Raw genomic sequence first — 21,854 nt, 5'->3', positions numbered from 1 at the left:
AGAACGCATCGCTACAAGCGTTTCGTTCTATCCCTTCATTTTGGGGAAGTAGTGAATCCGCATTGGATATACAGGATCAGAGGCTGAGAATTATGAGTGGCGTCAACGAGATACGGTCGACATTTCTGAACTATTTTAAGAAGAACGGCCATGAGATTGTCGCGTCGAGCCCGCTTGTGCCTCGCAATGATCCGACGCTGATGTTTACCAATGCCGGAATGGTCCAGTTCAAGAATGTTTTCACAGGTGTTGAGCAGCGCCCCTATAACCGCGCGACGACTTCGCAAAAATGCGTGCGAGCAGGCGGCAAGCATAATGATCTTGACAATGTCGGCTATACTGCCCGTCATCATACCTTCTTCGAAATGCTGGGCAATTTTTCCTTTGGCGATTACTTCAAGGAAGAAGCGATTTCTCTCGCCTGGAATTTGATCACCAAGGAGTTTGGCCTGGACAAGGACAAATTGCTTGTGACCGTCTATCATACGGACGACGCTGCTGCGGAATACTGGAAAAAAATCGCAGGCCTTTCGGATGACCGGATCATTCGCATTGCAACCAGTGATAATTTCTGGGCCATGGGCGATACCGGACCTTGTGGGCCTTGCTCTGAAATATTCTACGATCATGGCGAGGATATTTGGGGCGGTCCTCCCGGTAGCGCAAATGAGGACGGAGATCGCTTTATCGAGATCTGGAATCTGGTCTTCATGCAGTTCGAACAATTGACCAAGGAAGAGCGGATAGAGCTGCCACGTCCCTCTATTGATACCGGAATGGGGCTTGAACGCCTTGCTGCCGTGCTTCAGAACGAGCATGACAATTATGATATTGATCTGTTTCGTGCGCTGATCCGGGCATCGGAAGATGCAACCGGCGTGAAAGCCGAAGGTAAGTTTCGCGCCAGTCATCGTGTGATCGCTGATCATCTGCGCTCGGCAAGCTTCCTTATTGCCGATGGCGTGCTGCCATCCAACGAAGGCCGTGGCTATGTGCTTCGCCGCATAATGCGTCGCGCCATGCGCCATGCGCAATTGCTCGGCGCCCGCGATCCGCTGATGTGGCGTTTGCTTCCGGCTTTGGTGCGCGAAATGGGGCAGGCCTATCCGGAGCTTGTTCGTGCAGAGTCGTTGATTTCGGAAACGCTCAAATTAGAGGAAACACGCTTCCGCAAGACATTGGAGCGTGGTCTTGGACTTTTGGGCGATGCAACGGAATCTTTGGGTGAGGGCGACAGCCTGGATGGCGAAACCGCATTCAAGCTATATGACACTTTTGGCTTTCCGCTTGATTTGACGCAGGATGCTTTGCGTCAGCGCGGCATCAATGTCGATACCGATGGGTTCTCCGCTGCCATGGAGCGGCAGAAGGCTGAAGCGCGCGCGCATTGGTCAGGTTCCGGTGACGCTGCTACCGAAACTGTGTGGTTCTCGGTTCGAGACAAGGTGGGCTCGACGGAATTTCTCGGCTATGAGACGGAGAAAGCCGAAGGCGTTGTCACCGCATTGGTTCAAAACGGCAAAACGGTCGACAGTGCCGGCGAAGGGCAATCCGTATCTGTTGTGGTCAATCAAACACCATTTTATGGCGAGTCCGGCGGTCAGCAGGGCGATACGGGCGTAATTACCGGTGAAGGCTTCAGCATCGCCATCAGCGATACGCAGAAGAAAAATGATGGCGTGTTCGTTCATATTGGCACAGTCACCAAGGGCACAGTAAAAGTGGATGCGGCGGTTGAGCTTGTCGTGGATAGCGCTCGTCGCAGCCGCATTCGCTCCAACCACTCGGCAACGCATTTGTTGCATGAGGCTTTGCGCGAAACATTAGGAACCCATGTGGCGCAGAAGGGATCACTTGTTGCGCCTGATCGCCTGCGTTTCGACTTCTCACATCCCAAGCCGATTTCCGACAAGGAACTTGCGGCGATTGAAGATCTTGCCAATGAAATTGTTTTGCAGAACGCGCCCGTTTCAACGCGGCTGATGGCGGTTGATGATGCAATTGCCGAAGGCGCAATGGCATTGTTCGGAGAAAAATACGGAGACGAGGTGCGTGTCGTTTCGATGGGCACTGCGCTTCACGGAGAAAAGGCCGGAAAAAGTTATTCCACAGAGCTTTGCGGCGGCACGCATGTGCGCGCAACGGGCGATATTGGTCTTATTCGCGTTGTTTCTGAAAGCGCGGTGGCAGCTGGTGTTCGTCGCATGGAAGCGTTGACGGGCGAAGCTGCCCGCCGTTATCTCGAAGAGCAGGATGACCGGGTAAAGGCAATTGCGGGCGCACTCAAATCATCGCCCGCAGACGCATTGTCTCGTGTAACGGCACTCATCGACGAACGGCGCAAGCTTGAACGCGAACTTACCGAAGCGCGCAAACAGCTCGCTTTGGGAGGCGCAGCATCTGCCGGTGCCAAGTCTGAAACCATCAATGGCGTGGGTTTCCTTGGTAAAGTGGTTTCCGGTGTCAATCCACGCGACCTCAAGCCATTGGCAGATGATGCCAAGAAAACAGTTGGCTCTGGCATTGTCGCTTTTGTTGGCGTCTCGGACGATGGAAAGGCAAGCGCTGTGGTTGGCGTTACCGACGATCTGCTCGGGAAGTACAGCGCTGTCGAACTCGTCCGCATTGCATCTGCGGCGCTGGGCGGTGCTGGCGGGGGCGGTCGCCCGGACATGGCGCAGGCCGGCGGTCCCGATGGGGCAAAGGCGGAAGAGGCAGTCTCTGCGGTTCGTCAAGCTTTGCTGACTTAATTTTCGTACTCCTACCCGAGCGTAAGTCGGGTAGGAGTACACTTTTTAATTGTTATTGGGCATATATTGGTCATTAGACTTATTGTTTATTGCGTGTTTTGAGTTTTTATTTAAACTCTGTAAGTGCATTGAAATACTTTATATTTCTTATTGATCTTATTGAATTGTATATTTTACAGTCACACGCAAAATTTGTATTTTCTTTTAAATATTTAGGGAATTCCGTGAAGAGAATACTTGGTTTATTGTTTATTTCGATTTCTCTGAGTTCTTGTTTAACTCCACCAAGTGTTGTGAACGATGTTCATATGAACGACAAGACGGCATATGGTTCGATTGCCACGGCTTACTATGCAGTATTCTCTTTCTTGCAAGTTCAACCATTCTATTCGACGACGGCCGGTTACGGCTTCAAAACTGTCTATGCGGCTTTTGACAGGGTTAATTTCGAGGAAGCCTGGAGTTTTGGAAAACGGCTTGAATTCACCAAAGGCACTTTCGAGAGGCAGCCATGTTTTCAGGCGCCGTGCATGGTCTTTTCGAATGGCATTGTGATCTTGACCGAAGCAGAGTTCCTGGAGGCGTCGTCCAATGGGTTTGCCTTTGAGCTCGTTGGCAAGTCGGGTAAGGTGGTTGGCAAGGTGAACCCACAGGCCTTTCGCGATGCTCTGAAACTCAAGAGTAAACTCGGTCCACCTGCCGCGCCATCTGTAAGCTCTTCAGCAGAACAGGTTGTGGCCGGGCAGGAGGGCGATCAATAGCATTACCATTAAGATCGCTCGTATAGACCTGCATTTGCACAATCATACCTTGGACAAGGTCAACGCTGGCGCTGAAAATCGGTTTGCGGTCAAGGCGACCATGCATCTGCAATTCGGGAACACGTTTGTGCACTGATTTGTGAATCATCTTTGAACCAATGCCGCCGGGAACTGTTTATGTCCGGCAACATTGTGTGAGCTAATTAAAATGGCGCTTAACAAACAGCCAATTGGTTTTTGATAAGCGTTCCCAAGCGGGCCATACCCGTATCAATGGCTTCGGCATTTGGCAGGGAGTAGTTCAGTCTGATTGTGTTCTTGCCGCTGCCATCGGCAAAGAATGCGGATCCGGGCACGAAAGCCACCTGGATTTCTTTTATCGATTTTGCCAGCAGATCCGCACCGTCCATATGTTCGGGTAGCGTCATCCACACAAACATTCCGCCTTCCGGTTTTGTCCAGGTAACACCCTCTGGCATGTAATTTTGTAAGGCTTGCAACATGTGATCGCGGCGCAGCCTGTAGCTATCGCAGGCCTTGCTGACCTGTTGGTCGAAATGCCGCTCAGCCACATGGTGAATAACCATCTGGTTGATTGTTGGGCTGTGCAAATCGGCAGCCTGTTTTATCAGGACCAGCTTGGAGATGATGGGCTTTGCCGCACAAACCCAGCCCACTCGAAGGCCGGGCGTCAGGGTTTTTGAAAAACTGCCGGAGTAAATAACCCGCGTCTTGTCAATGTTTCCCTCGCGCTCAATATCGAGAGCAAGCATGGAAGGGGCGTTCTCGCCGTTGAACCGCAGTGACCGGTAAGCGGCATCTTCTATGAGGGGAATATCGAGCTCATGGGCAAGCTCGATCAGCTTGGCACGCTCGCTGCGTCCAATAGTTTCGCCAGTCGGATTGGAAAAATCAGCGGTAAGATAGGCGAGTTTTACCTGCCCGCCGGCTTTCTCTGCGCTCTGCATATAAGCTGCAGGGGTCGTATTGCCGCCTTCCGGTGTCAGACGATCATAACGTGGCTCGTAGGCATTGAATGCCTGAAGCGCTCCGAGATAGGTGGGCCAGGTGGTAAGTATCGTATCGCCTGGCGAAATAAACAGCTTACCCAGATAGTCGAGCGCCTGCTGAGAACCCGTGGTAATGATGATATTGTCTATCGTACATTCAACACCGAGCGATGCCATATGGCCAGCGAGCCACTCACGCAGTGGCTTATAACCCTCGCTGACCGAATATTGCAGTGCTGCGCCAGCATTTTCACTCAGGATCGCGTTGTAAGCTTCCTGAATCGCATCTTTCGGAAACAGCGCCGGATCAGGTATGCCGCCGGCAAAAGAGATAATGCCGGGCTGATCCAGGAGCTTGAGCAGTTCGCGAACTTCGGAAGCACGCATATTATCGATGCGCGTTGAATATCGGTCGTTGCGATTGCTCATTTCTTCCTCCGCAATTTTGCAGGCACTCGACTGCAAAACAGATAATATGTCAACAATGCTGTCGTATATTTATTGCTTTGGAGCAAAAAAGACCGCATTTATTAAAAAAGCCCCGTCACAGTGTGAACGGGGCTTTTGAATTCAAGTGGTTTTATCAGGCAGCCATAGCTTTTGTAAGATTTTCGCTGATCTTGTCGAGGAAGCCTGTTGTTGAGAGCCAAGGCTGATCAGGGCCGATCAAAAGCGCCAGATCCTTGGTCATGAAGCCCGATTCAACGGTGTCGACACAGACTTTTTCAAGCGTGCTTGCGAAGCGATCCAGTTCGGCATTGCCATCAAGCTTGGCACGATGTGCCAGACCGCGGGTCCATGCAAAAATCGACGCGATGGAGTTTGTCGATGTTTCCTGTCCCTTCTGGTGCTGGCGATAGTGACGGGTAACCGTGCCATGAGCAGCTTCTGCTTCCACTGTCTGGCCATCTGGGGTCATCAGAACGGAAGTCATCAGACCAAGCGAGCCAAAGCCTTGCGCAACGATGTCAGACTGAACGTCGCCATCATAGTTCTTGCAAGCCCATACGTAGCCGCCAGACCATTTCAGTGCCGAAGCAACCATGTCATCGATCAGGCGATGCTCATAGCCGATCTTCTTTTCTGCAAACTTTTCCTTGAACTCCGTATCGAAGACTTCCTGGAAAATGTCCTTGAAGCGGCCGTCATAGGCTTTGAGAATTGTATTCTTGGTCGACAGATAGCAAGGAACGCCGCGATTATATGCGTAGTTCAATGATGCACGCGCAAAATCGCGAATTGAGTCGTCAAGATTGTACATGGCCATGGCTACACCAGCGCTTGGTGCGTCATAGACATCGTGCTCAATGGTCTGGCCATCTTCGCCGACGAACTTGATCGACAACTTGCCCTTGCCGGGGAACTTGAAATCTGTCGCGCGGTACTGATCACCAAAGGCATGACGGCCAACGATGATTGGCTGTGTCCAGCCTGGAACCAGACGGGGAACGTTTTTGGCGATGATAGGCTCGCGGAAAATAACGCCGCCAAGAATATTGCGGATGGTGCCGTTAGGCGACTTCCACATCTTCTTCAGGCCAAATTCTTCAACGCGCTGTTCGTCAGGCGTAATGGTGGCGCACTTTACGCCCACACCATATTGCTTGATAGCGTTTGCAGCGTCGATCGTTACCTGATCATCCGTTGCATCGCGGTGTTCCATGCCCAGATCATAATATTTCAAATCAATATCGAGGTAAGGATGAATCAGCTTTTCCTTGATATATTGCCAGATGATGCGAGTCATCTCATCGCCGTCGAGCTCGACAACCGGATTTGCAACCTTGATCTTTGCCATGAATATTGGGCCTCTTTTTTGCCGGGTTTGGGATGCCGGCTTTGGTTTGATTGAGGGTTCGCGCCCCTATAGCATTGGAAAACAGTTACGCAAAGACGCTCGCACATGGTTTCGCGCAAACAGTTGGATTGCATCACAACGCCATGCTTGTTTTTTGATGCCCAAAGGTCGCCGCAACGCTTTTAATGGCGCAAAATCCTTCTCCAGCAGTCAAAATAAGATTTTTGGGGTTTTGTGTAAAAAAAACGCGAGCTATTACGGCGCAATCAAAGCAAGGATTGAAAATGGCCGGAACTGACAGACAGCGCACCCTTATTGCGGAAGGCCCGGCAATTATTCTGGTAGAGCCGCAATTGCCGGAAAATATCGGCATGGTGGCGCGTGCAATGGCAAATTTTGGACTGGCCGAGTTGAGATTGGTCAAGCCGCGCGAAACCTTCCCAAATGAGAAGGCGCGTTCGGCTGCCAGTCGTGCCGATCATATTATCGATAATGCAAAGGTTTTTGATGATCTGGCTTCGGCGATCAAGGATTTGCATTTTGTCTACGCGACCACGGCTCGCGAACGTGACGCTTTCAAGCAGGTGCGTGGTCCTGTTGAAGCTGGACAGATATTGCGGCAACGTTTCAACAATAAAGAAAAAACCGGAATTCTGTTTGGTCGCGAACGTTTCGGCCTCAACAATGACGAAATCAGCCTCGCTGATGAACTTGTGACCTTTCCCGTCAATCCGGCTTTTTCTTCGTTGAATATCGCGCAGGCAGTGCTCCTCATGTCTTACGAGTGGATGAAATCAGGACTTGCAAAGGAAACCGATACGGCCTTTCGCGGCCCGGAACTTGAGCCTGCTCCGAAAGAGCAATTGCAAGGATTTTTCAACCATCTTGAAGATGCGCTTCAAGCTCGCGGTTACTTCCGTCCCATGGCGCGTAAGGAGATTATGGTCAATAATCTGCGCGGAGTACTGACGCGAGCTGGTTTTTCCGAGTCAGAATTAAGACTGCTACGCGGCGTTGTTGTTTCGCTGGATTACTTCAGTCCAAAGACCCCGCGCGGTTCCGGCGCGCCCGAGGGGCGCAAGCGCGAAAAGTCCATGCCGCCAGAAAATGACATGCAAACTTTGGACAGGGATTCATCAAGCGATGAATAATACGGCCAGCGACAGACCAATTATTGCTTTTGACAGCGGTATTGGAGGTCTTACAGTCCTGCGCGAGGCGAGGGTGCTCATTCCAGATCGCCGCTTTGTCTATATCGCCGATGATGCCGGTTTTCCTTATGGCGATTGGGAAGAAGAGGCTTTGAAGCAGCGTATCATCGGCCTTTTCGATGGTTTCATTAAAACTTATGATCCTGAAATAGTGATCATTCCTTGCAATACGGCATCGACACTCGTGCTGGATGATTTGCGTAAAGCATTTCCAGCAGTGCCGTTTGTGGGCACAGTTCCCGCGATCAAACCAGCAGCCGAAAGAACGTCTTCAGGTCTGATCAGCGTTCTGGCAACGCCGGGCACTGTGAAACGCGCCTATACGCGTGATCTCATCCAGTCTTTTGCCACAAAATGCCACGTGAGGCTTGTCGGCAGTCAAACACTCGCTCGAATGGCTGAAATGCACATGCGTGGCGATAAGCTGGATGATGCGGCACTGCTGGACGAAATTATGCCGTGCTTCTACGAGAAGGACGGCAAGCGTACGGATATCGTGGTGCTGGCCTGCACCCACTATCCGCTACTGGTTAATGTATTTCGCCGCCTTGCTCCCTGGCCCGTGGATTGGCTTGATCCAGCTGAAGCCATAGCAAGGCGGGCATTATCCTTGCTCAAGCCCAATGTCGACGGTGTGGAGCCGGAACATGGTGGCGATATCGCCGTGTTCACCTCAGGCTTGCCGGATTTTCCAACGCGGCGTCTGTTGCAGGGTTTTGGACTAAATCCGGTCTAGCTCAGCCAAGCTGACCAAGCTCTTTGCGGATGACCGGCGCTACCTTCGTACCGTAAAGCTCAATCGCTTTGAGCGTGTTCTTATGCGGCAAGCTGCCAAGATCAATCTGCAACATGAAGCGATCATGTTTGAAGTAAGTATATTGCAGCATGATCTTGTCGATGATCTCTTGCGGAGAACCAACCAAGAGAGCGCCCCGAGGCGTGCGTCCAGCTTCATATTGCGCACGATTGCTCGGCGGCCAGCCACGTTCGCGGCCGATTTTATTCATGACAACTTCGTAAGATGGCCAGTATCCATCAGCGGCTTCTTGCGACGTATCAGCCACATAGCCATGCGAGTTGATACTAACCTTGAGCGTCTCCGGGGAATGTCCAGCTTTGCTTCCCGATTCACGATAGAGTTCAACCAAAGGCGCGAAGCGATGCGGCTCGCCGCCGATGATCGCAACGGCAAGCGGCAGTCCCAGCGTGCCGGCTCTGACAACCGATTCCGGCGTTCCACCGACAGCAATCCATACGGGCAAGGGATTTTGCACCGGGCGGGGATATACAGCGATGTTATCCAATGGTGCCCGCAATTTGCCGTGCCATGTCACACGCGTGCTTTCGCGTAGCTTCAGCAATAGATCGAGTTTTTCTGTGAAAAGCTCATCATAATCGCGAAGATCATATCCGAATAAAGGGAAAGACTCGATGAAAGAGCCGCGTCCGGCCATGATCTCAGCGCGGCCAGACGAAATCAGATCAAGTGTGGCATATTCCTGGAACACCCGTACCGGGTCTTCTGAACTCAGAACGGTAACGGCGCTGGTAAGGCGAATATTCTTGGTGCGGGCAGCGCCAGCGGCGAGCGCTACTGCAGGTGTAGAGATTACAAAGTCAGGGCGGTGATGCTCTCCAATACCAAATACATCCAGCCCAACCTGATCCGCCAGTTCCATCTCTTCAATGAGATTCTGCATCCTTTGATGAGCATCAATCGCAACACCGGTTGTTGGGTCCGGGCTCATACCCGCAAATGTATAAATGCCAAGTTCCATGATTGTGCTCTTCGTTTTCAAACTAGACCGTAGGTAAGCTTGTCGACTGGTATTGTGAAGAACGCACATTTCAGTGTCCGAGGCACCAAAAAGTGACCGTTCAATTTGCAGGCGAAACGTGATTTGCGTGGAATGCCCGGCTGAACATGCCACCGTGACAAGATTCGCAGTGACTAATTCATGTTCATTTGTCAGATATATGCAAAAGCAAAAGGATGGTGACGCATATGAGCTGGTCAGTAATATTTGCCTTCGTGATCACTGCCACGCTTTTGGTCACGTCACCCGGACCCAACGGCATGTTGATTGCCAAGACGGTTCCGACCTCTGGCCGCGCAGCCGGATTTGCCAATATTGCGGGATTCTTTACCGCATTTTACATACATGGCGCTTTGTCAATTCTGGGTATTTCCATCATTGTCATGAAATCCGCAACGGCATTTATGATCGTCAAATATATTGGCGTGGCTTATTTGTGCTGGATCGGAATTAAGGCGCTGATGGCTGCCTTCAAGGGTGTTGAAACTGCACCCAAGATCGCCCCCGCAAAGCGTCAGCGTACTCTTTTGAAGGCGTTCTTCGAGGGGTTGCTGACGAATGGCTTGAATCCCAAAGTATCAATGTTTTATCTTGCGATTTTCCCGCAATTCATTCCTTTGAATGCTCATCCCGTAGCATCAGCTTTTCTGCTCGTTTTCCTGCATTCCATGATCAATATTGTCTGGTTCGGCTCGATTGTGTTTCTTTTTTCAAAGCTGACGGCCTTCACACGGCAAGGAAAATTCCAGCGCTGGCTCAAGGGGGTGACAGGCGTTGTTTTCATCGGGTTTGGGCTGAAACTGGCTACTTACCGGCCAGCTATCTAAAACTGCTCCGCACAACTCAGAGTACAGAGCAGTTTTGGTTTTGTGTTAGTTGAGCCTTGTCAGTACTTCATCGAATTGTTCGAGCGCCCAATCCACCTGATCGCGCTTGATAACTAAAGGCGGGGCAATGCGGATTGTGTCGCCATGGGTATCCTTGGCAAGAATGCCACGCTCTTTCAGCTCATAGCAGAAGCGGTTTGCGCCACCGGCTTCAGGATGCAATTCGACGGCCAGCATCAACCCACGGCCACGGACTTCCCGCACGATGTTGCTACGAATGCCCTTTAGCTGTTCAAGGAAGTACTGACCTTCGACCCGGGAATTCTCGATCATGCCTTCTTCTGTAAGGACGCGGAGCGCTGCTCTGGCAATTGCGCAGGCAAGCGGGTTTCCGCCAAACGTGCTGCCATGCTGACCAGGCTTTAGGACGCCAAGCACGTCGGTATTGGAAAGAACGGCAGAAACCGGATAAAAACCGCCGGAAAGCGCTTTTCCTATTAACGTTACGTCGGCTTCGATGCCTTCATGTTCTTCAGCAAGTAGCGCGCCTGTCCGGCCAAGCCCTGTCTGGATTTCATCAAGAATAAGCGTCACATTATTGCTGGTGCAAAGCTCGCGCACTTTAGTGAAATAGCCTTGGGGTGGAATGATAACGCCAGCTTCGCCCTGAATGGGTTCAACAAGGAAGGCAACCGTATTAGGGGTCAAGGCGGCGCTGAACGCATCGATGTCGCCAAAGGGAACCACCTTGAAGCCGGGAGCAAATGGTCCGAAGTTTTCTCGCGCTGAAGGATCGGTGCTGAAGCCAACAATTCCCATGGTCCGGCCATGAAAGTTATCGGAACAGACGATGATTTCCGCACTGTTTTCCGGAACGCCTTTTACTTCATAACCCCATTTGCGAACGGCCTTGATCGCAGTTTCGACAGCTTCCGCGCCACTGTTCATGGGTAGAATTTTATGGGAGCCGGTCAGTGCTGCCAGTTCTTCATAAAACAAGGCAAGCTGATCATTGCGAAAGGCGCGGGAGGTCAGCGTCAACTTGCTGGCCTGCTCAGTCATGGCCTTTAGAATTTTGGGATGGCAATGCCCCTGATTGACCGCTGAATAGGCAGACAGGCAATCTAGATAGCGATTGCCTTCAATATCCCACACATGGACACCTTCACCGCGCTCCAGCACCACGTCGAGGGGTTTGTAGTTATGTGCCCCAAGACGGGATTCGGTAGAAATGAGATCGGCGGCTGTGTGCAGCAAAATATCCTCCTATTGCCATATTCAAGCGTTGATAGCGGTTGTGCCCTGATCAACGCGATTTGGTTTTCCGAAAACTGAGCGGCCAAAAAGGCTGGCCACGAGATCGACGAGCAACAAAGCGCTCTTGCCTCGCTCGTCCAGAAAAGGGTTCAGCTCGACAACATCGAGCGAGCAGACGACCCCTGAATCATGCAGCATTTCCATGACGAGATGTGCTTCACGATAGGTCGCGCCGCCGGGCACTGTGGTGCCAACACCGGGTGCAATGGACGGGTCAATAAAATCGACGTCAAAGCTGACATGAAGAACGCCATTTGCCTTTTGCACGCGTTCGAGAATTCGGCGCAGGAGCGGTGCAACGCCGAACTCATCGATCTGGCGCATATCAACGACATCAATACCCCGTTCCCGCAGAAGCACGCGCTCGGTGCTGTCAATTGAGCGGATGCCGAAAAGGTGGAGGTTTTCCGGTTTGACGAAACCATGCGGTTCATCGCCGAAAACTCCTTCGAGGCCGGGTTCCCGGCACAAAAGAGCCAAAGGCATGCCATGCATGTTGCCGGATGGCGAAGTGGCAGGCGTATTGAAATCAGAATGCGCATCAAGCCAAAGCACGAAGAGTTCACGATTCTGCTCTTCACAATAGCGCGCAATGCCGCCGACCGATCCGATGGAAAGACTATGATCGCCACCAAGAATAATCGGAAAAGAGCCTGATTTCATTGCGTTATAGGTTTCGATCGCCAGCATGCGCGACCATGCGGCGATTTCTTCAATATGATGGGCAAGACCGTTAACCGGCGGGACATTGGGCAATATTTCAGGAAGGTGCAGGTCGCCGCGATCTTCCGCAGCATGGCCGAGTTCTTCAAGTGTACGCACAAGCCCTGCCGTGCGCAAAGCGGCCGGTCCCATCAATGCGCCAAGCCGACCTGCGCCCTCTTCAATAGGGGCGCCGATAATGGTCAGGTTTTGCTTTTGAGTATCATCAAAATTGCCGTGCATATTCATGAATCGTCGCCATTTCGCAGATTGTCGTTTCCTGATGTTCGCATTTTTTAATGGTGACAAAAAGCCAGCATCTTGATAGAAATGCGCAACATAATGAGCAGTTTGCTTAATAATATTGATCGGTTTGATAGGTATGGATGACATTGATCGTCGGCTTTTGTCATTGATGAGAGATGATTGCCGCCTGCCGGTTTCATCGATGGCTACAATCCTGGGCATATCGCGCGCCACCGTGCGCACTCGTATCGACAAAATGACCAATGATGGCACTATTCAGGGCTTCACAATCACCTTGAAAGCTGGCGCTGGTGTCTATGGAGTACGGGCCATCGCCATGATCGAAGTTGCCGGGCAGGGTGGCGAGAAGGTTATTCGCCGCCTTCAGGGTTTCCCGGAAATCCGGGCCATGCATACCACCAATGGGCGCTGGGATATTGTTGCTGAGATTGAGGTCGAGACCCTTGAGGCTTTTGACAAAACGTTGCGTGATATTCGCCACATTGACGGAATCACCTCAACAGAGACAAGTATCCTTTTGTCTACGCGTAAAAGCTAAGCGATTATAATGTTTGCACCAGCATTATGCGTGGTTCGACGGGGCTCACCATGAGGAAGGTGAGTTGATTTTAAGACAGTTTCTATGAGCTGTTTTATAAAGCAGCCAAACCACTTTTCTCATGGTGAGCCCCGTCGAACCACGCATAATGTTACTGTAAAAATATCTAATGTCCGGTGCTGATACTCTCGGGAGAGCCATTTGCATATTCGTGAAATTCCATGGCTGGAGCCTGTCGATGCTGCCGAAAGTTTGCGGGCGCTCGGAGGATTGAGCTTTCTCGACAGTGCGATGCGTCACGAATCCCTCGGACGGTACTCCTACGTGGCCGCTGATCCGTTCGGTCAGCTGATCGCCGATCAGGGCAGTGTAAGATGGAATAATGAGCTGGTGAGTATGCCCGCACGGGACGCTATTTCACATTATCTCGAATTATACCGCACGGTAGAACAAGCCGGATTGCCGCCATTCCAGGGAGGCGCGATAGGCTATTTCTCTTATGAATTCGGGCGCTTGCTTGAGCGATTGCCAAAGCCAGAAGTGCCAGAACAAGGGACAATGCCGGATGCCATATGGAATTTTTATGATGTCGTTCTGGCCTTCGATCACACAGAACAAAAAGTTTGGCTGATTTCAACCGGGTTTCCGGAACTGGAAAAAAGTGCTCGTGCAGAGCGCGCTGCGGAGAGGGCAGGACTGTTTTTAGACCAACTCACCAGATTGGAAAGCGGCGTTGCGGAACGAAAGCCAGCCATCCCCCGTACAGAGTGGAACTCCAATTTTGACCGTGAAAGCTATATGCAGGCGGTGAGCCGAGTCGTGGAATATATTCTCGATGGAGATATTTTTCAGGCGAACATTGCCCAGTGTTTCAGCGCAAACCTTCCCGAAAATTATGCGCCCTGGCAGTTCTACAAGCAATTGCGCCAGAAAAATGCTGCAACTTTCGCTGCTTTTCTCGATCATGGTGACATCATTATTGCGTCAAGTTCACCGGAGCGGTTTCTCGCTGTCACTGGAAGCCACGTCGAGACACGGCCGATCAAAGGCACAATGCCGCGATCTTCCGATCCTGTGAAGGATAAGCAACTTGCCGACATGCTTCTTGGATCTGAAAAGGATCGCGCTGAGAATCTGATGATTGTCGATCTGATGCGCAATGATCTGTCGCGCGTTTGTCGTCCACACTCGGTTCTGACGCCAGTGCTTTGCGGTCTGGAAACCTATGCCAGCGTTCATCATCTGGTTTCGGTGGTGACTGGCGAGTTGGCCAAAAACACATCATTGATGGATCTGATCGCTGCATCATTCCCCGGAGGATCAATAACCGGCGCTCCAAAGTTGCGGGCAATGGAGATCATTACCGAGATCGAGCGGCAGGCGCGGGGCATTTATTGCGGTTCGATAGGCTATATGGGTTTCAATGGTAATTGCGACAGCAATATCGGGATCCGAACCGTGTTGTTTCAGGGCGGCAAGGCTATTTTTCAAGCTGGCGGCGGGATAACAGCGCTGTCGGATCCGGCAGCCGAGTATCAGGAAACCCTTGATAAAGCCGCTCGCATCTTCAGCGTTTTTGAAGAGGATGCGCCGTGATCCTGATCATCGATAATTACGATTCTTTTGTTTTTACCGTTTCACGCTATTTCGCAGAGCTTGGCGCGATCCCGAAAGTGGTTCGAAACGACGCCATATCAGCTGAAGCAGTAAAGCACCTCGCTCCAGAGGCCATTATCCTTTCACCGGGACCATGCGGACCGCGCCAAGCCGGGCAGTCGCTGGCAATTATCGAACAGCTGAGCGGGGAAATTCCTATACTCGGCATATGTCTCGGCCATCAATGTATCGGAGAAGTGTTTGGCGGCAGCGTTGTGCGGGCGCGCGAACCAATGCATGGTCGCTCGTCGGCAATCCAGCATGACGGCACGGGTGTTTTCAAGGGCCTGCCGAGCCCCCTTAAAGCGGGACGCTATCATTCATTGATCGTGGAGTACGAACCGCAAGCGGGTCCATTATTGATTAATGCGCGTTCCAGCTCGGGTGAAATCATGGGGCTGACCCATGCAAGCCACCCAACCCATGGCGTTCAGTTCCATCCGGAATCCGTATTGACCGAGTATGGTCATGCCATGCTCGGGAATTTTTTGCGGCTTGCACGGCAGTTCAATCGCGAACAAATAAAGGTGTAAATTAGCGCGCGCCGCAATTTTCGCCTCTTTGTTCGATATTCCTGTTGGACGTTTCGCCTATCCTCGCTACACACACAATATGACGTCCGCCGATCGTGGGCGGTCTTGTTACAATCGCCTTTTATAAAGCAAATGAGCAGGAGACAGATCATGCTGCGCAAGACCGATTTCTATATTGATGGAAAATGGATAGCTCCAATTGTCGCCAAAGAGCTTGAAGTGATCAACCCGGCTGACGAGCAAGCATTTGCCACGATCTCTCTTGGTTCTGCCGCTGATGTGGACAAAGCAGTTATCGCTGCCCGCAATGCCTTCACCACGTGGAGTGTCAGCACCCGCGAGGATCGCCTCGCTTGGCTGGAACGCCTGATCGCCGTTTACGAATCGCGCCTCTCCGATATGGCCAGGGCAATATCGTCTGAGATGGGTGCGCCCATGACCATGGCGCTCGAAGAACAGGCGGCTTCAGGAATGGGGCACCTCAAGGCCTTTCAGCGCGCGCTGAAGAATTTCGAATTCGAACGCCCGCTTGATGCACACAACAAGAATGTACGTATCGCCTATGAGGCAATTGGCGTTTGCGGCCTCATTACACCTTGGAACTGGCCGATGAATCAGGTGGTGCTGAAAGTCGTTCCTGCGATTGCTGCGGGCTGCACAGTCATTCTGAAGCCATCTGAAGTTGCACCAATGTCCTCCATGCTCTTTGCGGAAATTATTGACGCTTCTGACTTGCCCGCAGGTGTTTTCAACCTCGTCAATGGCGATGGGCCGACTGTGGGCGAAGCTATGTCACGCCATCCGGGCATTGATATGATGTCCTTTACCGGTTCTACGCGCGCTGGCATTGCTGTCACCAAAGCTGCTGCCGATACGGTCAAGCGGGTTTCGCTGGAACTTGGTGGTAAATCACCAAACATTGTTTTCGCTGACACGGATGTTGAAGCAGCGGTAAAGCGCGGCGTTGCCCATGTGTTCAATAATACCGGACAGTCCTGCAACGCGCCGACACGCATGCTCGTCGAACGTTCTGTCTATGACAAGGCAACAGAAGTTGCCGCACAAACGGCCAAAGCGACCAAGGTTGGCGATCCTTCCCAGGAAGGTGACCATATGGGCCCCTTGGTTTCCGAACTTCAGTTCAACAAGGTGCAGGGTCTGATAGAACAGGGCATCAAGGAAGGCGCGCGGCTCATTGCCGGCGGAACCGGACGTCCCGAGGGTTTCAATCGTGGCTACTATGTCCGCCCGACCGTTTTTGCTGACGTGAACAACGGCATGACCATTGCTCGCGAAGAAATATTCGGTCCGGTTCTGACGATGATTCCCTTTGATACAGAAGAGGAGGCTGTCGAAATCGCCAATGACACGCCCTATGGCCTTGCCGCCTATGTTCAGTCCGGTAATGTTGAGCGCATCAAACGCGTATCGAAGCAGCTTCGTGCAGGCATGGTGCGTATCAATGGCGCGAGCCATGCGGCAGATGCACCTTTCGGTGGCTATAAGCAGTCAGGTATCGGCCGCGAAGGCGGTCATTGGGGCCTTGAAGACTTCCTAGAAGTGAAGGCCATAAGCGGTTGGGAAGACAGCACCGCTTGAGCCTGTATTGCCTGAACGACGATTGATGCCAGCAGACGGGTGCGGACAGAATGGATGAAACAGAACGCCTGAGCAATGCCGCGCCTGACGTTGAGGACGTGGACATCTATGGCGAAGATGGCGCTGTGCGCTCGTCTTATCTCGCTCGCGTCGGCGCGGCTATTGCCGATCGCGATGTGCTGTTTCTGCGTTCGCATGTTGGCAAGCTGCATCAATCCGAGTTGGGTCATGTTCTTGAAGCCTTGCAGTCAGAACAGCGGCGCGCATTGGTTGAATTGCTTGGCGATGAGTTCGACTTTGCATCGCTCACCGAGGTAGATGAGGCTGTCCGCCTCGAAATCGTCGATGCAATGCCAAACAGGCAGATTGCCGAAGCCGTTCAGGACCTCGATTCCGATGATGCCGTCTACATTCTTGAAGATCTCGATCAGGAAGACCGCGACGAGATTCTGGCGCAATTGCCATTTACCGAGCGGGTGCGCCTCCGGCGTTCACTGGGTTATCCGGAAGAGACGGCTGGCCGCCGCATGCAGACCGAGTTTGTGGCTGTGCCGCCGTTCTGGACGGTGGGGCAGACCATCGACTATATGCGCGAGAATGATGATCTGCCGGAATCCTTTTCGCAGATATTTGTCATTGATCCGATGTTTCGGCTGCTGGGCGCCATTGATCTTGATCGCATCTTGCGCACGCGCCGCGATACGAAGATCGAAGATATCATGCACGAAACACGGCATGCGATCCCGGCAACGATGGACCAGGAAGAAGCTGCGCAAATTTTCGAGCAATATGATCTGCTATCTGCCGCTGTTGTCGACGAAAATGAGCGTCTGGTCGGTGTTCTGACAATTGAAAACATCGTTGACGTTATTCAAGAAGAGGCCGAGGAAGATATTATGCGCCTCGGCGGCGTCGGCGACGAAGAGCTTTCCGACTCGATCCTTTCCACCTCGCGCTCGCGTACGCCGTGGCTTGTGGTCAATCTGTTCACGGCATTTCTATCGGCATCTGTCATTGGGCTTTTCGACGGCACGATCCAGCAGATGGTCGCGCTCGCCGTGCTCATGCCGATTGTTGCCTCCATGGGCGGCAATGCAGGCACGCAGACGATGACTGTTACAGTGCGCGCGCTGGCGACACGTGACATGGATATCTATAATGCTGGCCGTATCATAAGACGTGAAGCATCCGTGGGACTGATCAACGGCGTCATCTTTGCAATACTGATAGGTCTGGTCGCGGCTTTCTGGTTCAGCAGCGTCAATCTTGGCGGCATCATCGCTTGCGCGATGATAATCAACATGCTGGCGGCCGCGCTTGGCGGAATCCTCATTCCGCTGCTCCTCCACCGATTCGGCGCAGATCCGGCGATTGCCTCAGCGGTATTCGTGACAACAATCACCGATGTGGTTGGCTTTTCGTCATTTCTCGGCCTTGCAACATGGTGGTTTGGCTTCAAATAAAAGTTGTTATGCACCAAAGTTTTCAACCGAGTACAATCGTTCAATTGACTTTTACGTAAATTCGTGACCACTACATTCAATCGGTTAAAGAGAGAATGATCTGTGTCTGCTATCCGCGAATATTATTCAATTACAGAATTGACACGGGAGTTCGGTGTTTCGACCCGGACATTGCGCTTTTATGAAGATGAAGGCCTGATCCACCCTGTGCGTCGCGGGCGCACACGCTTATTCCGTCCCTCTGATCGGCATCTGCTAAAGCAAATTCTTCGTGGCAAGCGCCTGGGTTTCTCGATCTCCGAGATTCAGGAAATCATCCAGATGTACAAGGCGCCCCCCGGTGAGCTTGGACAGATTCATCTTATGATGAAGCGCGTGGAAGAAAAACGCAGTGAGCTGCGCCAGAAGCGCCGGGATATCGAAGAAACCTTGGCAGAACTAGATCAGGTGGAAGAGGGCTGCATTGAGCGGCTCGCTGAGCTGGGCGTTAATACCTGAAGTCTCACTGACCGGTTTCGTTAAGACAAATCTGCTGGATTTCCTGCATTTGCGGATCGGTTTGCGGATTTCGCTTTCCCGATAGTGCGTCAGCGAATATTCCGTCTGCCTGAAATCTACCCACGACACATCCGCAGAAATTTTCGCAAAGGGCCTTGTCATAGGTCACTTCGCAGCTTTGCACACATTCACCCGCATAGCGGCTGGCAGGCAGGGATGGGGGGAAAATCTGCGAAATAACGTAGACAGAACCGATAAGCACAGGTTGATGAATCAGATAGAAGGCAAGGCTATGGCGACCGATAAAGCGCAGCCCTTTGTCCAGCCAAGCCGGTTTGATATTGCCCGCAAACAAGGTCAGCAAATTGAGATGCTGGAATGTTTTGGCGAGGGCCATCCCCACCAATACCGCTCCGAACCAGGGAAATATCGGTACAAAATCATTGGAGCGGATCGTAATTTCGGAAAGACCCAGCGGCCATAGCCACGGGGCATCAAAGGCCGATGATGCCAGAAAATGGGACGCGGCAACAACTCCAGCAGCGGCGAAAGCGATGATAAATGCTGGCAAGCGCAAGAAAAGCAGGCCAAGAAGGCTCGCAGCCGCAATTTGATGGAGTATACCAAAGAATACAAAGCTGTCCGGGGTGAATTGATAGGTGGCAATTGTAATTGCCAGCGCTGCGGCAACAATTTGCGCTAGTCGGATGCCGAAGGGTAGCCAGCGAATGCCGCGACTATGAGCCAGAACGAGACTGAAGCCGACAAGCACCAGAAATGTCGATGCAATACAGCGGGCATAGAGCTTCCACATACCATGTCCGGTTGTGCCGGGCTCCAAATAGCCGAAGAACTCAAAATCCCAACCGGTATGATATGTCGCCATTGCAATAAGAGCGATGCCGCGCAACACATCGAGTTTGCCAAGGCGTGCTTTTACCGGAGGATTTGAGACAGCGTTTTGGCTCATTTTATGGAATCTCGTAGCTAAAGTTTGCCGCAAGCTATTGGAGCTGGCGCTTAAAATCCATGACGTTTCAGCAATCCCATCACGGATTGTGAAAAATCCATCGAAAGTTGCATGTTATGTCGCCTAATTGACTGCTATCGATGGATTCTCGTTCGATGCTTCCTGCAGCGTTCGAATCAAGCTTCAAAGTCCCATCGTGATAAATCAAGTTCGTCATCCCATCTGGATCAACACGGCCAAGCGTCCAACAGCGCGGGTATTTGCCATCCTTTTCGGCATCGAATCGATGGCCCGTGCGATCATTACTAGTGTGGTGCCGATCCAGACCTATGATCTTTTGCAAAGCGAACGCAGCGTCAGCATTCTTTATACCTGTATGTCTTTGCTCGGGCTTATTTCAACCTTATCGATCCCGCTGCTGATCGTGCGCATTCCACGGCGATGGGTGTACACAGCTGGTTCAGTTTCTCTGATGCTGGGATGCATCGCATTTGCGCTTGATACAATATCAGGACAGGCAATTGGACTGTTCCTTCGAACCTTCGGGGCAGGAACGCTTTCGATAACGCTCAGCCTTTACATTATGGACCATATCAAGAAAGGCGAACTTGTCCGGGCCGAGTCCGTACGTATGGCAACGGCGACGCTCGCGTGGACGGCCGGGCCTTTTTTGGGTGTTTTTCTTTACACCCGCATCGGGATGATCGCTCCATTTTTGTTATCGATCGGGTTTTCCATTCTTTTGCTGACGCTGTTCTGGTATTTCCGGCTTAGCGATAACCCGGCCTTGCAAAAGGGGCCCAGCCGTCCGGCAAACCCCATTGCAAATGTGCGCCGGTTTGTCGTTCAGCCGAGGTTGCGACTGGCTTGGCTCATTGCCTTTTCCCGCTCTTGTTATTGGAGCACTTTCTTCGTCTACGGCCCGATCCTCATGGTAGCGACGGGGCAGGGATCACTCGCCGGCGGGCTGCTCGTATCTTTAGGCAATCTGTTTCTTCTTGGTTCCATTCTGTGGGGCAAAATCGGAATGGCGCAGGGTTTAACGCGAACAATATCCGGCATATTCATCCTATTGGCTATTGCCCTGATCGGTGCGGGAATTGCTGGCGAAAGTTTTCCGATGATTGCAGCACTCATGCTGCTTTCCGGTTCATTTTTCTGTGTCGCGCTCGATACATTGGCATCCACGACATTCATTCGGGCTGTACACCCGCATGAGCGAGCCCAAATGACCGCTGTATATCGGACTTATCTCGATTTTTCCGAAATACTGCCCGCCTTCTTTTACTCGATCATCCTGACATTCTTCAGCTTCGGCTCGATCTTTATCGCATTGGCAGCGTTGATGCTGTTCACAGCCATATTCGTCTGGCGATATCTGCCACGCCGTTTATAGGCCAGTCTGGGCATTGCGGATGAGAACGTCGCGCGCTTTTGAGAAGAACTGCCGGCGTAAAAGCACGAAGGCAACCAGTGTTGTCGTGACCATGAACAGCGCCGGGTGAAGAAACCAGCCTAAATATCCTATCGAGAAGAATATGCCGCGAAGGCCGCTGTTAAAATGCTGCCCGGCCTGAATGTTTATCCCGGCGGCGCGATTGATTCCGGCAACCACCTGCGGATCATCGGGACCTCTATCGCGGGCCATAGGCACACTGCCGATCAATATGGAGCAATAATTAAACAGCCGGTACGACCAGGCAAATTTAAAGAACGCATAGGCGAACAGGATGAGCAGACCAAGTATCTTTGTCTCAAACAGCTGTTGCGTTGTTTCGCTGATGAATGGCAGTTCGTGAAACAGGGTCAGAACGCGACCCGAAGAGTTGAGAAGGCCGAAACAACCGCCGATTGCCAGGATCGAAGTTGAGGCAAAGAATCCTGTGCCTTGCTGCAACCCGATCATGATGCTGGTATCGATCATGCGCAGCTCGCGCGTGGCCATTGTCGTCATCCACTGGCTTCGTGCGTGATTCATCTCGGATGTCAGGGATTTTCTGCCACCAAAGCCATTGGCCGTGGTGTGCGAATAAAGCGCCCAGACGGCGAAAAAATACACTAGCGCCACAACATCGAGCCAATAGGACATATTCGGATTCGTCATTGTTCCATCACCCTTGGGGTCGGACCCCAGGAT

The 21,854-nt window shown here is 52.0% G+C and carries 20 protein-coding genes and 1 pseudogene; 13 read left to right on the top strand and 8 right to left on the bottom strand.

Features of this window, described 5'->3' with window-relative positions; genetic code table 11:
- Positions 1–92 precede the first annotated feature (92 nt).
- Together alaS and V9K95_RS01410 are read left to right on the top strand one after the other, a co-directional pair.
- Positions 93–2,750: an alanine--tRNA ligase gene (gene alaS, locus V9K95_RS01415; protein WP_336440049.1), complete on the top strand. Its 2,658-nt coding sequence runs from the start codon at positions 93–95 to the stop codon at positions 2,748–2,750.
- 224 nt (positions 2,751–2,974) lie between these two features.
- On the top strand, positions 2,975–3,511 hold the full coding sequence (locus V9K95_RS01410; protein WP_336440224.1) for a hypothetical protein: 537 nt from the start codon (positions 2,975–2,977) through the stop codon (positions 3,509–3,511).
- Between the two features lies 1 nt (position 3,512).
- Here the strand turns inward: V9K95_RS01410 and V9K95_RS01405 are convergent.
- From V9K95_RS01405 to V9K95_RS01395, 3 genes and pseudogenes are all read right to left on the bottom strand, one after another.
- Positions 3,513–3,641: pseudogene (locus V9K95_RS01405) on the bottom strand (N-acetyl-gamma-glutamyl-phosphate reductase); the annotation flags it as partial.
- An 85-nt stretch (positions 3,642–3,726) separates the two neighbouring features.
- Positions 3,727–4,950 (bottom strand): aminotransferase-like domain-containing protein, encoded by a 1,224-nt coding sequence (locus tag V9K95_RS01400; RefSeq protein WP_336440050.1) that lies wholly within the window; start codon positions 4,948–4,950, stop codon positions 3,727–3,729.
- A gap of 154 nt (positions 4,951–5,104) precedes the next feature.
- On the bottom strand, positions 5,105–6,319 hold the full coding sequence (locus V9K95_RS01395) for an NADP-dependent isocitrate dehydrogenase (protein ID WP_307285273.1): 1,215 nt from the start codon (positions 6,317–6,319) through the stop codon (positions 5,105–5,107).
- Between V9K95_RS01395 and V9K95_RS01390 the strand changes: the two genes are divergently transcribed.
- The 3 genes from V9K95_RS01390 to murI are packed head-to-tail and all read left to right on the top strand — an operon-like array spanning position 6,318 to position 8,266.
- On the top strand, positions 6,318–6,617 hold the full coding sequence (locus V9K95_RS01390; RefSeq protein WP_307285270.1) for a hypothetical protein: 300 nt from the start codon (positions 6,318–6,320) through the stop codon (positions 6,615–6,617). The two genes, V9K95_RS01395 and V9K95_RS01390, sit on opposite strands and share 2 nt — an antisense overlap.
- Positions 6,604–7,470: a TrmJ/YjtD family RNA methyltransferase gene (locus V9K95_RS01385; RefSeq protein ID WP_115052986.1), complete on the top strand. Its 867-nt coding sequence runs from the start codon at positions 6,604–6,606 to the stop codon at positions 7,468–7,470. Before V9K95_RS01390 ends, V9K95_RS01385 begins: the two co-directional genes overlap by 14 nt.
- Complete coding sequence (gene murI, locus V9K95_RS01380; RefSeq protein WP_336440051.1) at positions 7,463–8,266, top strand: glutamate racemase; 804 nt, start codon at positions 7,463–7,465, stop codon at positions 8,264–8,266. Before V9K95_RS01385 ends, murI begins: the two co-directional genes overlap by 8 nt.
- 1 nt (position 8,267) lies before the next feature.
- Here the strand turns inward: murI and V9K95_RS01375 are convergent, their stop codons facing one another.
- The gene (locus V9K95_RS01375) at positions 8,268–9,308 is read right to left on the bottom strand and encodes an LLM class flavin-dependent oxidoreductase (protein ID WP_307285261.1); all 1,041 of its coding nucleotides are present in this window, start codon (positions 9,306–9,308) and stop codon (positions 8,268–8,270) included.
- 227 nt (positions 9,309–9,535) lie between these two features.
- Between V9K95_RS01375 and V9K95_RS01370 the strand changes: the two genes are divergently transcribed.
- Entirely contained in the window at positions 9,536–10,174 is a 639-nt protein-coding gene (locus V9K95_RS01370) for a LysE family translocator (RefSeq protein WP_336440052.1), read from the top strand.
- Positions 10,175–10,219: 45 nt separating this feature from the next.
- Here the strand turns inward: V9K95_RS01370 and rocD are convergent, their stop codons facing one another.
- Together rocD and rocF are read right to left on the bottom strand one after the other, a co-directional pair.
- A complete protein-coding gene (rocD, locus tag V9K95_RS01365; protein ID WP_307286544.1) occupies positions 10,220–11,428 on the bottom strand; it encodes an ornithine--oxo-acid transaminase in 1,209 nt (402 codons plus the stop codon).
- Positions 11,429–11,452: 24 nt separating this feature from the next.
- Positions 11,453–12,442, bottom strand: a complete 990-nt coding sequence (rocF, locus tag V9K95_RS01360) for an arginase (protein ID WP_307285255.1) — start codon at positions 12,440–12,442, stop codon at positions 11,453–11,455.
- A gap of 133 nt (positions 12,443–12,575) precedes the next feature.
- Between rocF and V9K95_RS01355 the strand changes: the two genes are divergently transcribed.
- The 6 genes from V9K95_RS01355 to V9K95_RS01330 all read left to right on the top strand — a co-directional run bounded on the left by V9K95_RS01355 (position 12,576) and on the right by V9K95_RS01330 (position 18,747).
- Entirely contained in the window at positions 12,576–12,998 is a 423-nt protein-coding gene (locus V9K95_RS01355) for an Lrp/AsnC family transcriptional regulator (protein WP_115052990.1), read from the top strand.
- Positions 12,999–13,199: 201 nt separating this feature from the next.
- Entirely contained in the window at positions 13,200–14,594 is a 1,395-nt protein-coding gene (pabB, locus tag V9K95_RS01350) for an aminodeoxychorismate synthase component I (RefSeq protein ID WP_336440053.1), read from the top strand.
- The gene (locus tag V9K95_RS01345; RefSeq protein ID WP_336440054.1) at positions 14,591–15,187 is read left to right on the top strand and encodes an anthranilate synthase component II; all 597 of its coding nucleotides are present in this window, start codon (positions 14,591–14,593) and stop codon (positions 15,185–15,187) included. The genes pabB and V9K95_RS01345 overlap by 4 nt, the downstream gene beginning before the upstream one ends.
- Positions 15,188–15,337: 150 nt before the next feature.
- Positions 15,338–16,786, top strand: a complete 1,449-nt coding sequence (locus V9K95_RS01340) for an aldehyde dehydrogenase family protein (RefSeq protein ID WP_442958525.1) — start codon at positions 15,338–15,340, stop codon at positions 16,784–16,786.
- 50 nt (positions 16,787–16,836) lie between these two features.
- Positions 16,837–18,249 carry a magnesium transporter gene (gene mgtE, locus V9K95_RS01335; protein ID WP_336440056.1) on the top strand — a complete coding sequence of 471 codons (1,413 nt, stop codon included), beginning with the start codon at positions 16,837–16,839 and terminating at the stop codon, positions 18,247–18,249.
- 111 nt (positions 18,250–18,360) lie between these two features.
- Positions 18,361–18,747 (top strand): MerR family transcriptional regulator, encoded by a 387-nt coding sequence (locus tag V9K95_RS01330; RefSeq protein WP_115053294.1) that lies wholly within the window; start codon positions 18,361–18,363, stop codon positions 18,745–18,747.
- A 4-nt stretch (positions 18,748–18,751) separates the two neighbouring features.
- On the opposite strand, the gene V9K95_RS01325 is transcribed toward V9K95_RS01330, so the two are convergent.
- The gene (locus V9K95_RS01325; protein WP_336440057.1) at positions 18,752–19,717 is read right to left on the bottom strand and encodes a heparan-alpha-glucosaminide N-acetyltransferase; all 966 of its coding nucleotides are present in this window, start codon (positions 19,715–19,717) and stop codon (positions 18,752–18,754) included.
- 196 nt (positions 19,718–19,913) lie between these two features.
- Between V9K95_RS01325 and V9K95_RS01320 the strand changes: the two genes are divergently transcribed.
- Positions 19,914–21,113, top strand: a complete 1,200-nt coding sequence (locus tag V9K95_RS01320) for an MFS transporter (protein ID WP_336440058.1) — start codon at positions 19,914–19,916, stop codon at positions 21,111–21,113.
- Here the strand turns inward: V9K95_RS01320 and V9K95_RS01315 are convergent.
- Complete coding sequence (locus V9K95_RS01315) at positions 21,108–21,821, bottom strand: DUF599 domain-containing protein (RefSeq protein ID WP_307285235.1); 714 nt, start codon at positions 21,819–21,821, stop codon at positions 21,108–21,110. The genes V9K95_RS01320 and V9K95_RS01315 overlap by 6 nt on opposite strands.
- Positions 21,822–21,854: the final 33 nt, after the last annotated feature.

The sequence above is a fragment of the Phyllobacterium sp. CCNWLW183 genome (assembly GCF_037203775.1).
GTDB classification, from domain to species: Bacteria; Pseudomonadota; Alphaproteobacteria; order Rhizobiales; family Rhizobiaceae; genus Phyllobacterium; species Phyllobacterium ifriqiyense.
The sequence above is the reverse complement of the archived record's forward strand: the minus strand, read 5'-3'. Positions and strand labels throughout refer to the sequence as shown.

Excerpts from the sequence above, each read along its gene's own strand:
- V9K95_RS01315 (WP_307285235.1), bottom strand. The coding sequence starts at position 21,821 with ATGACGAATCCGAATATGTCCTATTGGCTCGATGTTGTGGCGCTAGTG.
- V9K95_RS01375 (WP_307285261.1), bottom strand. The coding sequence starts at position 9,308 with ATGGAACTTGGCATTTATACATTTGCGGGTATGAGCCCGGACCCAACA.
- alaS (WP_336440049.1), top strand. The coding sequence starts at position 93 with ATGAGTGGCGTCAACGAGATACGGTCGACATTTCTGAACTATTTTAAG.
- V9K95_RS01325 (WP_336440057.1), bottom strand. The coding sequence starts at position 19,717 with ATGAGCCAAAACGCTGTCTCAAATCCTCCGGTAAAAGCACGCCTTGGC.
- murI (WP_336440051.1), top strand. The coding sequence starts at position 7,463 with ATGAATAATACGGCCAGCGACAGACCAATTATTGCTTTTGACAGCGGT.
- V9K95_RS01355 (WP_115052990.1), top strand. The coding sequence starts at position 12,576 with ATGGATGACATTGATCGTCGGCTTTTGTCATTGATGAGAGATGATTGC.
- rocF (WP_307285255.1), bottom strand. The coding sequence starts at position 12,442 with ATGAATATGCACGGCAATTTTGATGATACTCAAAAGCAAAACCTGACC.
- V9K95_RS01390 (WP_307285270.1), top strand. The coding sequence starts at position 6,318 with ATGAATATTGGGCCTCTTTTTTGCCGGGTTTGGGATGCCGGCTTTGGT.
- V9K95_RS01370 (WP_336440052.1), top strand. The coding sequence starts at position 9,536 with ATGAGCTGGTCAGTAATATTTGCCTTCGTGATCACTGCCACGCTTTTG.
- V9K95_RS01340 (WP_442958525.1), top strand. The coding sequence starts at position 15,338 with ATGCTGCGCAAGACCGATTTCTATATTGATGGAAAATGGATAGCTCCA.
- V9K95_RS01400 (WP_336440050.1), bottom strand. The coding sequence starts at position 4,950 with ATGAGCAATCGCAACGACCGATATTCAACGCGCATCGATAATATGCGT.
- mgtE (WP_336440056.1), top strand. The coding sequence starts at position 16,837 with ATGGATGAAACAGAACGCCTGAGCAATGCCGCGCCTGACGTTGAGGAC.
- V9K95_RS01385 (WP_115052986.1), top strand. The coding sequence starts at position 6,604 with ATGGCCGGAACTGACAGACAGCGCACCCTTATTGCGGAAGGCCCGGCA.
- V9K95_RS01395 (WP_307285273.1), bottom strand. The coding sequence starts at position 6,319 with ATGGCAAAGATCAAGGTTGCAAATCCGGTTGTCGAGCTCGACGGCGAT.